The sequence below is a fragment of the Psychromonas sp. Urea-02u-13 genome, from assembly GCF_002835995.1.
Taxonomy (GTDB): Bacteria; Pseudomonadota; Gammaproteobacteria; order Enterobacterales; family Psychromonadaceae; genus Psychromonas.
In genome coordinates, this window is record NZ_PJBZ01000052.1 from 73,627 (window position 1) to 86,179 (window position 12,553).

At 39.1% G+C, this 12,553-nt stretch carries 12 protein-coding genes and 1 tRNA gene; 10 read left to right on the forward strand and 3 right to left on the reverse strand.

Translation table 11 applies throughout. The features are described 5' to 3' along the window. The first annotated feature begins 94 nt into the window (after positions 1-94). From rpiA to hemB, 4 genes are all read left to right on the forward strand, one after another. A complete protein-coding gene (gene rpiA / locus CXF74_RS08515; protein WP_101081983.1) occupies positions 95-751 on the forward strand; it encodes a ribose-5-phosphate isomerase RpiA in 657 nt (218 codons plus the stop codon). A 231-nt stretch (positions 752-982) separates the two neighbouring features. Beyond that, on the forward strand, positions 983-2,212 hold the full coding sequence (gene serA / locus CXF74_RS08520) for a phosphoglycerate dehydrogenase (RefSeq protein ID WP_101081984.1): 1,230 nt from the start codon (positions 983-985) through the stop codon (positions 2,210-2,212). 386 nt (positions 2,213-2,598) lie between these two features. Next, the gene (locus tag CXF74_RS08525; RefSeq protein WP_101081985.1) at positions 2,599-3,378 is read left to right on the forward strand and encodes a TatD family hydrolase; all 780 of its coding nucleotides are present in this window, start codon (positions 2,599-2,601) and stop codon (positions 3,376-3,378) included. 56 nt (positions 3,379-3,434) lie between these two features. After that, entirely contained in the window at positions 3,435-4,445 is a 1,011-nt protein-coding gene (hemB, locus tag CXF74_RS08530) for a porphobilinogen synthase (protein ID WP_101081986.1), read from the forward strand. 39 nt (positions 4,446-4,484) lie between these two features. Here the strand turns inward: hemB and tsaD are convergent, their stop codons facing one another. Then, the gene (tsaD, locus tag CXF74_RS08535) at positions 4,485-5,504 is read right to left on the reverse strand and encodes a tRNA (adenosine(37)-N6)-threonylcarbamoyltransferase complex transferase subunit TsaD (RefSeq protein ID WP_101081987.1); all 1,020 of its coding nucleotides are present in this window, start codon (positions 5,502-5,504) and stop codon (positions 4,485-4,487) included. A 237-nt stretch (positions 5,505-5,741) separates the two neighbouring features. On the opposite strand from tsaD, the gene rpsU reads away from it, so the two are divergent. From rpsU to CXF74_RS08565, 6 genes are all read left to right on the forward strand, one after another. Further along, positions 5,742-5,957: a 30S ribosomal protein S21 gene (gene rpsU, locus CXF74_RS08540; RefSeq protein WP_015464331.1), complete on the forward strand. Its 216-nt coding sequence runs from the start codon at positions 5,742-5,744 to the stop codon at positions 5,955-5,957. A 27-nt stretch (positions 5,958-5,984) separates the two neighbouring features. Further along, complete coding sequence (locus CXF74_RS08545; RefSeq protein ID WP_101081988.1) at positions 5,985-6,428, forward strand: GatB/YqeY domain-containing protein; 444 nt, start codon at positions 5,985-5,987, stop codon at positions 6,426-6,428. Positions 6,429-6,524: 96 nt separating this feature from the next. Then, positions 6,525-8,273 carry a DNA primase gene (gene dnaG, locus CXF74_RS08550; protein WP_101081989.1) on the forward strand — a complete coding sequence of 583 codons (1,749 nt, stop codon included), beginning with the start codon at positions 6,525-6,527 and terminating at the stop codon, positions 8,271-8,273. Between the two features lie 84 nt (positions 8,274-8,357). Continuing rightward, positions 8,358-10,208 carry an RNA polymerase sigma factor RpoD gene (gene rpoD / locus CXF74_RS08555; RefSeq protein ID WP_101081990.1) on the forward strand — a complete coding sequence of 617 codons (1,851 nt, stop codon included), beginning with the start codon at positions 8,358-8,360 and terminating at the stop codon, positions 10,206-10,208. Between the two features lie 358 nt (positions 10,209-10,566). Next, a tRNA-Ile gene (locus tag CXF74_RS08560) sits at positions 10,567-10,643 on the forward strand. 223 nt (positions 10,644-10,866) lie between these two features. After that, positions 10,867-11,178 (forward strand): hypothetical protein, encoded by a 312-nt coding sequence (locus CXF74_RS08565; protein ID WP_101081991.1) that lies wholly within the window; start codon positions 10,867-10,869, stop codon positions 11,176-11,178. 209 nt (positions 11,179-11,387) lie between these two features. Here CXF74_RS08565 and CXF74_RS08570 read toward each other — a convergent pair whose 3' ends face one another. Together CXF74_RS08570 and CXF74_RS08575 are read right to left on the reverse strand one after the other, a co-directional pair. After that, positions 11,388-11,993, reverse strand: a complete 606-nt coding sequence (locus CXF74_RS08570; RefSeq protein WP_101081992.1) for a hypothetical protein — start codon at positions 11,991-11,993, stop codon at positions 11,388-11,390. Positions 11,994-12,075: 82 nt separating this feature from the next. After that, a partial coding sequence (locus CXF74_RS08575; protein ID WP_198552815.1) for a hypothetical protein occupies positions 12,076-12,553 on the reverse strand: 478 nt, incomplete at its 5' end.

A 12,553-nucleotide genomic window follows, 5' to 3' on the forward strand; every position in this document is an offset into this window, starting at 1 on the left:
TAATCTGCGCATAATTTGCCTTAGTGACTTTGCATCATGACCTATCATGGGTATAATCTCGCCACTTTTAGCGCTCACTTCAGGATACAAAACCATGACTCAAGATGATAAGAAAAAAGCAGCTGCTTATGCCGCATTAGAATACGTTGAAAAAGGCAGTATTGTTGGTGTTGGTACAGGCTCTACGGTTAATCACTTCATTGATGCATTAGCAACGATGAAAGACGATATTGAAGGTGCAGTGTCTAGCTCAGAAGCATCAACAGCAAAACTAAAAGAATATGGTATTGAAGTCTTTGATCTTAACTCTGTCGCTGACCTAAGCGTTTATGTAGATGGCGCAGATGAAATCAACTCATATAACCATATGATTAAAGGCGGTGGTGCGGCATTAACTCGTGAGAAAATTGTATCAGCTGTTGCCGATAAATTTATCTGTATTGTTGATGATACTAAAAACGTTGATGTATTAGGTGAGTTTCCATTACCCGTTGAAGTGATTCCAATGGCGCGCAGCTACGTAGCACGTGAACTTGTTAAATTAGGTGGAGACCCGGTTTACCGCCAAGGTGTTTTAACCGATAACGGTAATATCATTTTAGATGTTCACAATATGAAAATCGCTGAACCACTGAAATTAGAAGCAGAGATCAATGCAATTGTTGGCGTTGTAACAAACGGGTTATTTGCAAACCGTGCCGCTGACGTTGTATTGGTTGGTACGCCAGAAGGCGTTAAAACGTTTAAATAATAAAAGCATTAATGCCTTAATATCTTCTATTAAGGCATTGGTTAATCTGCAAGCTAACGATTTAGATCAAAAAAATATTAATAGTGCTAATTTTTCATATGTGAATTAGCTCACATAAGTTTCCAATTGACACTATTTTTGCTATTTTAGCCTCACTAAAATTTTTTCACCCTCTTTTTAATATTATTGTTTGTCTATTTATCTGCACATGCAGAGCTCAAGGAACTAGAAATGACTCAATTTTCACTCAACAAAGATAAAATAAAAATCCTTCTTTTAGAAGGTTTACACCACAGCTCAGTTGATACTTTCACACAAGCCGGTTACACCAACATCGAAAGCATCAAAACATCCCTAAGCGAAGAAGATCTGATTGAGAAAATTAAAGATGTCCATTTTGTGGGTATCCGTAGTCGTTCAAACCTAAATGAAAAAGTATTAGCAGCCGCTGATAAATTAGTCGGTATTGGTTGTTTCTGTATCGGTACAAACCAAGTTGACTTAAACGCGGCACAAGCAAAAGGTGTTGCTGTATTTAACGCGCCTTTCTCAAATACACGTAGTGTTGCAGAGCTAGTATTAGGCCAAGCATTATTATTATTACGTGGCGTGCCAGAGCGTAATGCTAAAGCTCACCGTGGTGAATGGGATAAATCAGCAACAGGTTCATATGAAGCTCGTGGAAAAAATCTAGGTATTATTGGTTACGGTCATATCGGTACGCAGTTCGGAATTTTGGCTGAAAACTTAGGTTTCCGTGTTTCTTTTTACGATATTGAAAGTAAATTAACATTAGGTAATGCAACACAAATTGCATCAATGGAAGAGTTACTTGCACAGTCTGATGTTATCAGTTTGCACGTGCCAGAAATTCCTTCAACTAAAAACATGATGGGTGCAAAAGAGTTTGCTCAAATGAAAGATGGTGCCATCTTCATGAATGCAGCACGTGGTACAGTTGTTGATATTCCAGCGCTTTGCGCCGCACTTGAAAGTAAAAAGCTTTCTGGCGCAGCCATTGATGTATTCCCAACAGAGCCAAAATCAAATAACGAAGAATTTGAATCTCCACTACGTAAATTTGATAACGTGATTCTAACACCACACGTAGGTGGTAGCACGCAAGAAGCACAAGAAAACATTGGTTATGAAGTTGCTGGTAAACTGGTTAAATATTCTGATAACGGCTCTACGCTGTCATCTAAGAACTTCCCAGAAGTATCATTACCAGGCCATGCTGATGCAAGTCGTTTATTACATATTCACCAAAATCAACCAGGTATCTTAACTAAGATTAACTTGGCGTTTGCTGAAGCGAATATCAACATTGCAGCGCAGTATCTGCAAACTAACGAAAATATTGGTTATGTTGTTATCGATGTAAACGGTGAAGATGCTGATGAAGCATTGATTAAATTAAAAGCAATCGAAGGCACAATCCGAGCACGTCTATTGAATTAAGGATCGGCTTCAAAATTAGTTGTTCTTTTTTAAAGGAACCTGTCTGTTGAGGTTCTTTTAAATACTTTAGAACAAATTACTTTGCAACGATTCCTAAGAATGGGCTTCAAAATTAGTTGTTCTTTTTTAAAAGAACCTGTCTGTTGAGGTTCTTTTAAATACTTTAGAACAAATCATTTTGCAACGATTCCTAAGAATTGGCTTCAAAATCACTTGATCTTTTGTTTTCAAAATAACTAGTCGGTTTAGTTTTTTTGAAAATACTTTAGAACACGTAATTTTGTAATGGTTCCTAAGGATTGGCGCGTAATTAAAAAAGGGTAAATAGTTTAACTATTTACCCTTTTTTGTTTTCTGTATTTAAAAATCATGTATGAGTAAATATTATGATAGATATTGGTATTAACCTGACCAACAAACGCTTCGATAAAGATCTGCCATTAGTCATCGAAAATGCACAACAAGCGGGTGTAAATAATTTAATTGTCACCGGCACTTCCATTGAAGAGAGCGAGCAAGCCCTAGCGCTGTGCTTACAGTACCCTGATTTTCTTTATTGTACTGCAGGCATTCATCCCCATGATGCAAAAACGTTCAGCAACCAGAGCCTTGAGTCATTGCGTACATTAGCTAAGAATGAACAAGTCAAAGCGATTGGTGAATGCGGCTTAGACTTTAACCGCAACTTTTCTACTCCTGCTGAACAAGAACTCGCCTTTGTGCAACAGTTAGAACTCGCTGTTGAATTACAACTCCCTGTTTTTATGCATGAACGTGATGCAAACACTCGATTTATTGAACTACTTAAACCTTATATAACTCAATTGCCTAATGCCGTTTTGCATTGTTTTACCGGCTCTCAGAGCGATTTAGAAAGCGCCTTGGCATTAGACTTACACATTGGTATCACAGGCTGGATTTGTGATGAACGACGTGGCACAGAGCTGATTAATTTAGTTAAGCTTATTCCCAATGATCGCCTGATGATTGAAACCGATGGCCCCTATCTTTTACCACGCTCTATGCGCCCAAAGCCAAAATCAAGTCGTAACGAACCCAAGTACTTACCGTACATCGCGCAAGCAATTGCAAATGCTCGCGGTGAGACGCTGAAACAATTAGTGCAACAAACAGAGCAAAACAGTAAACTATTTTTCAAACTTTAATGTCTTGTTTTTAAATACACTCTTTTCAAGTAAATTTTTAAATAAAAGGATCGCTAATGACCATTTCTCAAAGCTTCCCCGCACGTCGTTTACGTCGCTTACGTAAGCATGATTTTTCACGCCGACTTGTGGCAGAAAATCAATTGTCAGTGAATGATTTAATCTACCCAATGTTTGTTTTAGAGGGCACAAATCGTCGTGAAGCCATTGCCTCTATGCCAGGTATTGAGCGTCTTTCATTAGATTTATTAGTAGAAGAATGCCGTGAACTTGAAGCGTTAGGTATTCCTGCGGTTGCTCTATTTCCGGTCACTCCCGATGAAATAAAAACAGAAATGGCAGAAGAAGCTTACAACGCAGAGGGTCTTGCACAGCGTGCAGTGATGCGTATTAAAGAGGTTTGTCCTGATTTAGGCGTGATAACAGATGTCGCTTTAGACCCTTTCACCACACATGGTCAAGATGGCATTATTGATGCTGATGGTTATGTATTGAATGATATAACCACTGAAATACTGGTCAAACAAGCTCTCTCGCATGCACAAGCAGGCGCAGACATAGTAGCACCATCAGATATGATGGATGGTCGCATCGGTGCGATACGTGAAGCGTTAGAGAATGCCGGTTATATTAATACTCAGATCATGGCATACAGCGCTAAATATGCATCTAATTACTACGGCCCTTTCCGTGATGCGGTCGGCAGCGCAAGTAATTTGAAAGGGGGTAATAAATCCACTTATCAAATGGATCCTGCTAACAGTGATGAAGCGATTCATGAAGTGGCACTGGATATTGAAGAAGGTGCTGATATGGTGATGGTTAAACCCGGTATGCCTTATTTAGATATCGTACGCCGCGTAAAAACAGAACTGCAAGTGCCAACATTTGCTTATCAAGTGAGTGGCGAATATGCGATGCATAAAGCGGCCATTGATAACGGTTGGTTAAAAGAAAAAGAGTGTGTAATGGAATCATTACTTTGCTTTAAACGCGCAGGCGCAAATGGGGTATTAACCTATTTTGCAAAACAAGTGGCTATTTGGTTAAAAGAAGATCAAAAATAATCATGTATAAAAAACCCGCTTAATAAGCGGGTTTCGTTTTTATCCAGCAACACTCTCTAAACTATCTAAAGGCCAACGTGGTTTTGCTTTTATCGCCAGAGGCTCAAATTGCCCCGCTTTTAAGCGTTGCATTCCTGCGTAAGCTATCATCGCACCATTATCGGTACAAAACTCGTTACGTGGGTAGAATGCCTCCCCTCCGTTGTTTTTCATTAAGGTCGCTAGTTGTTCACGTAAAGAAATATTCGCACTTACGCCTCCCGCTACAACAAGACGCTTCAATCCAGTCTGTTTAAGCGCGCGTTTACATTTTATTGCAATGGTATCAATTACCGCTTCCTGAAACGCGCGTGCTATATCTGCTTGTGTTTGTTCATCATCGCCTTCTCGCGCGATGGTAATAGCGGCGGCCGTTTTTAAACCACTGAAACTAAAATCGAGCCCGGGCTTGTTAGTCATCGGACGAGGGAAAATAAATCGATCTGCAACACCTTTTTCAGCCATTTTTGCTAAACGAGGCCCACCAGGATAATCAAGCCCTAATAATTTTGCTGTTTTATCAAATGCTTCACCGGCCGCATCATCAATACTTTCGCCTAATATTTTATATTCACCAATATTATCAACCTGCACCATTAAAGTGTGGCCGCCAGAAACTAATAACGCTAAAAAAGGAAATTCAGGTTTATTTTCTTCCAACATAGGCGCTAATAAATGCCCTTCCATGTGGTGAACTGCAATCGCAGGTTTCCCCCATGCAAACGCTAAACTACGTCCAATACATGAGCCAACAAGTAATGCGCCTACTAGGCCGGGGCCCGCTGTAAATGCGATTGCATCGATATCTTCTTTAGTACAATTGGCTATCGCCAGCGCTTCTTTAATTAAAGGAATCGTCTTGCGAACATGGTCACGAGAAGCAAGTTCAGGCACCACACCGCCGTAATCAGCATGCAATGCGACTTGGCTATAAAGTTGATGTGAAAGCAGCCCTAATTGGTCGTCATAGATCGCAATACCCGTTTCATCACAAGAAGTTTCAATGCCTAAAATTCGCATAGCGAGCAGTTCCTTAGTACAATAATAAAAGGCGCTAGTTTACAGAGATAGATCTGTTTTTTCGCCCCTTAAATTTAAATAGTTAAATTTAAATTTAAGGGAAAAAAGAACTTTTATTGAATTAACACAAAATTTATACGTTAATTCTTTACTTTTGCCCTCAAATAAGATTAAAATCTCGCACCATTTTAAATGCATTGGTCGCTTTACGACCGTAACCATAAAGGTAATAGGCACATGCCAGTAATTAAACTTCGTGAAAACGAACCATTTGACGTAGCACTTCGTCGTTTTAAACGTTCTTGTGAAAAAGCAGGTATCTTAGCAGAAACGCGTAAGCGTGAGTACTTTGAGAAACCTACTACAGTACGTAAACGTGCTAAAGCAGCAGCTGTTAAACGTCACTTGAAAAAACTTTCTCGTGAAAACGCACGCCGCGTTCGCCTTTACTAAATCAACTGACTTAGAAAAGGTAAAATTATGTCTTTGAAAGTAAGATTAAAAGAGCAACAAATACTCGCTATGCGAGCGAAGGATAAGGTCCGTTTGGGCACTATTCGTATGTTACTTGCTGCGATCAAACAAATTGAAATTGATGAACGTATTGAACTAGACAATGACGCAGTGACGGCTGTCGTGATTAAATCGGTGAAGCAACGTAAAGATTCAATTTCTCAATTTGCCAAAGCAGGTCGAGCAGATCTTGTTGATATAGAAGAGGCAGAACTTGCGATCTTGCAAGAGTTTCTCCCCCAACCACTCACCTCTGATGAAGTGAAAGCTTTAATCGAGCAAGCTATCGCGTCAACAGGAGCAAGTGGCATGCAAGACATGGGTAAAGTGATGGGCGTGCTCAAAAAGGATATTTCAGGAAAAGCGGATATGGCCGAAGTAAGTGCACTCGTAAGAGCGGGCTTAGTATAGACCAACGTTTCTTTTGAATTAAAAAAGCCTCAATCTTAGCAATAAGTTTGGGGCTTTTTTGTTTGTAATTTTTAATTATTTGTAAGTGGTAGTGACATGGCCGGACGTATTCCTCGACATTTTATTGATGACTTAATTGCACGCACAGATATCGTAGATGTTATTGATACTCGCGTGAAATTAAGAAAAAAAGGCAAAGACTACCGTGCTTGCTGTCCTTTTCATAACGGTAACAATAACTCGTCATTTTCTGTCAGTAGCGACAAACAGTTCTATCACTGCTTTAACTGTGGCGCGAGTGGTAACGTACTCACCTTTTTAATGGAATATGACGGTATTGAGTTTGTTGATGCCATTGAAACCCTCGCAGAACAACTTTCTATTGAAGTACCACGCGAAGAAACAGGCTCAGGTAACTCTCAACAAACGACCTATATTGATAGAAAAGACCTGTACCTATTAATGGCAGATATTACGACTTTTTATCAACAACAGTTACGCACGCATAAAAACAGTAAGAAGGTCATTGAATACCTTAAAGGCCGTGGTTTATCTGGTGAAACAGTTAAACAATTTAAAATCGGTTATTCTCCCGATGGATGGGACGAAGTACGTAAACGCTTTGCCATTTCAACAGAATTAGAAAAACAGCTGATCGAAGCAGGCATGTTAATAGCCAAAGAAAGTTCAGGTAGCTATGACCGCTTCCGTGATCGCCTAATGTTCCCCATCCATGATAAACGAGGCCGTGTTATTGGCTTTGGTGGGCGCGTATTGGGCAATGAAGAACCGAAATACCTTAACTCTCCCGAAACGCCTATTTTCCATAAAGGCAAAGAACTTTACGGTTTATATCAAGTAAAACAAGCCCATAAAACCATTGAACGCGTATTAGTCGTTGAAGGTTATATGGACGTAGTGGCGCTTGGCCAATATGGCATCGATTACGCAGTCGCGTCTCTTGGTACCGCAACAACGCCAGATCACATCCACACCCTTTTTCGCAATACCAGTGAGATAGTGTGTTGTTTTGATGGTGACAAAGCAGGACGTACAGCCGCTTGGCGCGCATTAGAAAATGCCCTTCCTTATATCCAAGATGGACGTACCCTACGCTTTATGTTCCTGGCCGACGGTGAAGACCCAGATAGTTTTGTGCAAAAAGAAGGAAAAGAGAACTTTGAGCATTTAATTGGCCAATCAATGCCGCTCTCTGATTTTTTATTCCAACAGCTGTTAGCACAAGTGGATATGAGTAGTAGCGACAGCAAATCAAAACTAGCGCAGCTGGCGATTCCGCTTATCAGTCAATTAAACGAATCAATTTTCAGACAAATGATGGAAGAGCGTTTAACTAAGCTACTCGGTATTGAACACGATGGACTGGAAAAGCTTCTGCCTAAAAAAGACAGTACAAAAAAAGTCGTCAAGAATAAAACAACACCCATGCGTTTAGCGATCTCATTATTATTACAACACCCAAATATCGCCTACGGCTTACCTGATTTCCCTGAATTTAAAGAATTACAGCTACCCGGCTTAACTTTATTGAATTCACTCCTTGAAATTTGCAGAGAGAGTCCCAATATAACTACAGGTCAGCTACTTGAACATTGGCGAGAAACGCCACAAAGCAAGCAACTAAATCAATTAGCGGTTTGGGAAAATAATATAAAAGAAGATAAATATGAGGATCAATTTCTAGATACATTAGAAAAATTCCTTAATCTTCACCTCAATAATAAAATTGAATATTTAAAACAAAAAGCACGTTCAGGCGACGCATTAACAAGTGAAGAAACACAACAACTTGCAAGACTGCTCAGCGAACAAAAACAAAATTAATCAAACTGGAAAAACATACATTTTAGGCGTATAATCTGGCGCTTGCATTTTTTCAATAACATCTTTCTATTTTGGACGGTATCTATGGCTCAAACACCTCAGTCACAGCTCAAAGAACTTATTATCAAAGGTAAAGAAAAAGGCTTCTTAACTTACGCAGAAGTAAACGATCACTTACCACAAGACATTTTTGAGCCTGAACAAATTGAAGATATCATCCAGATGATCGGTGATATGGGCATTAAAGTTTATGAAAATGCACCTGATGCTGATGAAATCAGTTTAGGCGAAGAAAGTAATGATACAGCTGATGAAGATGCTGTAGAAGCTGCTGCACAAGTACTTGCTACGGTAGAGTCTGAAATTGGTCGTACAACCGATCCAGTACGTATGTATATGCGTGAAATGGGTACGGTTGAGCTACTGACACGTGAAGGCGAGATTGTTATCGCTAAGCGTATTGAAGAAGGTATCAAAGAGGTACAAACTTCAGTATCTGAATACCCAGCAACCATTACAGGTCTATTAGATAACTGGGATAGTTACGAAGCTGAAGAGATGAAGCTGACTGATATGATCAGTGGTTTTGTTGATCCTAACGATGATATGACGCAAGCAGTTAGTGCAACACACATCGGTTCTGAACTTACAGATACACAGCTTAAAGAAGCAGATCAAGCTGATAGTACTGATGATGACGAAGAAGAAGAGGAAGGTCCAAAAGGTCCTTGTCCTGAAGAATCAGCTGAAAAATTTACCGAATTACGCAGACTTAATAAAATAGTAGAAGACTCGATCACTAAAAATGGTCGTGCTCATGCTGATACGCGTAAAGCAATCAACGAGCAAGCGGAGTTCTTCCAACAGTTTAAACTGATACCAAAACAGTTTGACCGTATGGTAAAAGCAATTCGTCACTCAATGAATACAGTACGTACACAAGAACGCTTAGTATTAAAAATCTGTGTTGAACAAAATAAAATGCCGAAAAAAGCATTTATTAGTTTGTTTAAAGGCAATGAAACTAACAGTGCTTGGTTAGAGGCGATTTACGCAACAGAATCTGAATACGCTACGCGTATTAAAGAATTTGATGAAGACTTACGTCGCTGTGTTCGTAAAATGGTTAATGTTGAGAAAGAAACAGCACTAACGATTGCAAACTTAAAAGAAATATCTCGCAATATGAGTATCGGCGAAGCAAAAGCACGCCGTGCTAAAAAAGAGATGGTTGAAGCTAACTTACGTCTAGTTATCTCGATTGCTAAAAAATACACTAACCGTGGCTTGCAGTTCTTAGACCTTATCCAAGAGGGCAATATTGGTCTAATGAAAGCAGTAGATAAATTTGAATACCGTCGTGGTTACAAATTCTCTACTTACGCAACGTGGTGGATCCGTCAAGCAATCACACGTTCTATCGCTGACCAAGCGCGTACAATCCGTATTCCTGTACACATGATTGAAACGATTAATAAACTTAACCGTATCTCTCGTCAAATGTTACAAGAAATGGGTCGTGAGCCACAGCCAGAAGAACTTGCTGAACGCATGATGATGCCTGAAGATAAAATTCGTAAGGTATTAAAAATTGCTAAAGAGCCAATCTCAATGGAAACGCCAATCGGTGATGATGAAGATTCTCACTTAGGTGATTTCATCGAAGATACAACGATTGCACTACCCGTTGATTGCGCAACAAGCGAAAGCCTCAAGAATGCAACCAATGATGTGTTAGAAGGTTTAACAGCTCGTGAAGCGAAAGTATTACGTATGCGTTTTGGTATCGATATGAATACTGACCACACTTTAGAAGAGGTTGGTAAACAGTTTGATGTGACACGTGAACGTATCCGTCAAATCGAAGCTAAAGCATTACGTAAATTACGTCACCCAAGCCGTAGTGAACAACTACGTAGCTTCTTAGACGAATAGTCTACGCTGGCGTATTAATAGAAAATCCTGCTACGGCAGGATTTTTTTTGTCTTAATTTTGTAAAAGCAGTTTAAGTGGCCCTTTATGAAAGTCATAAACATATAAATATTGATGTGCAATCATGCCAACTGAGTAGATTACTAAGTTCAGTGCTTATTTAGGATATGCGCATAAACATTGATGAAGAGGATAAGGTCCGAGTCTGAATGCCATCATAAAAACAGCTCGAGTAACATTTTTGTGTTTTTCACGACTTATTTTGCGAACTATGCTGAATAAATAAGCAAACAAATAACATAAGCTAGACACAGAAAACAGGAGCTTATATAATCTGCTTGCAAATTAAGTAACAATATTGGCCCCTTAGCTCAGTTGGTTAGAGCATCCGACTCATAATCGGCAGGTCCCCTGTTCAAGTCAGGGAGGGGCCACCACATTCTAAAAGGCGTAGCAGGTTAATAACCACTACGTCTTTTTTTATATCTTAATTTTGCCTGTAGTTATGCCTGTAGTAGGGTTTTTATAAAAACAAACTTTATGATTCAGTTCTATAAATCAGAAAACCCCTTCCCTATTGAATATAAATTCAGAAAAGGACTCTATTATTTTTCAAATAGCTTTTAAAACATTGTATATAAAAGAAAAAATAGGAATAACATGAAAACTTTGTTTAACTTAACCGTTGTAATTGTGACGATTACAGCCCTTTTCGCTATAAACTCAGCATATAAAATACCAGGAAGTGACTTTGCCTTTGGTGAGTGTGTTGCCGCTTATGATAAATTTGGTAATCGTAGTGATATATTAGAAAAGTTAAAGTACAAAGATAAGGCAAAAGAAGCGTATGGCAAGATTAGCAATAATAAATTAAGTATAAGCTTAGCCATAATGGAAGTGAAATCTGATTATCATAACTATACAATAATCAGACAAGTTGAACGCTACATCTCATGTGTTAATAATATCTAAACCTCGCGAAAGGTGATTTTATGAAAGTCACTTAATTAAATATCTACGGCATAATTTCACAAATCGGGTTGTGCTTTTTATACCATAGGCTCGACACCAATTAACATTCAGAAAGTAAACGAATAGATAACGCCTTATAATGCTTTCTCACAACTAAAAACACTCCATCACTTACTATTTGAATCTAAGCCCCATAAAAGCACTTGAAATTAAATTTTTAAATGCCCAAATTGTTTATTTAAGTGTATTTCCACCATCGGCCAATACTTCCGCTCTAGATGATAAATTTCTTCCTTAGCTTTATAAAATGTTTTCCAGTGTATGCCCTTTGGTTTTGCCCAATAGTGCGACAGAGCAAACATGTTAAGTACCTCTGGCCAATCATTGCCCCATAGCTTCTTGCGCTTGTTTCTAATCTTTCTCATTAACCTGTCACGAGGTCGTTCGGCTTGTGTGGCATAGTGAAGCCCTAAACATTCACGACAAGCATAGGCATTTTTGACTGCGTAAAGGTGCTGGCGTTTGCTTTGGCAACATGGGCAAGTGATATATAGCTTATTGCTAGCACTGCAATCATCTTGTATTAAAGCAATATGTAGCGTTTGGCTCTTGATATGGAATTTAGCGACTTTTATTTTTTTGGCGGTTTCAATTAACTCAAAGTTTTTGTGCTGTTCGCTTAGGTGATCAAGGGTGATTGTGTAGCGACCTAGTTTCGCCTGTAACAATGGTTTGAATACGATGGCCGATAGTCGGTGATACTCAACCGTATAGGGCCGTTTTCTTATTCTGCCGTAATGTGAACCTCTTGGCATAACCTTTCCTTTCATTCTGTATTGTGCGAAAAACAGGCCGCAATCAAGTCTTAACTACCCTTAATCGGCTCAATCATATTATTTAGGCATTACCCCAATCGTTTAGCCACTCTTCATTAGTTTGCTCTTGTGGTCTTACTGCCTTATTAGTAGTAGGCAAGGGATTACTTATATCCATGTTACCGTTTAACCTTATACCGCACTTATTCAAGCCCGTACTTAAATTGTTCTGCAAGCCCTTAGCTTCATGGCCTATAGCAACTTTCTTGTCTGTTGTTGTTGTCTGCGTGTTGTCTGTCGCTTGTCTGTTTACTGTATGTCGCTTGTCTGTGTTAACAGCACGTAGAAGCTCATTTATATTTTCATACGTGACATTAAGCGTTGGTATTATCTTATCTGTTACCTTGCCTTTTTCATCGGGTGAAGCGACAAAAAATAACGCTTTAAGGTTACCCATATAGCTATGAAACGATGACAATCTAGGTGGAAATTTTAGACCTGTTGAACGCCAGTATTTATAGAACAATGTGTTTTTACTTACTCGAAATTGGCCTTTAGGC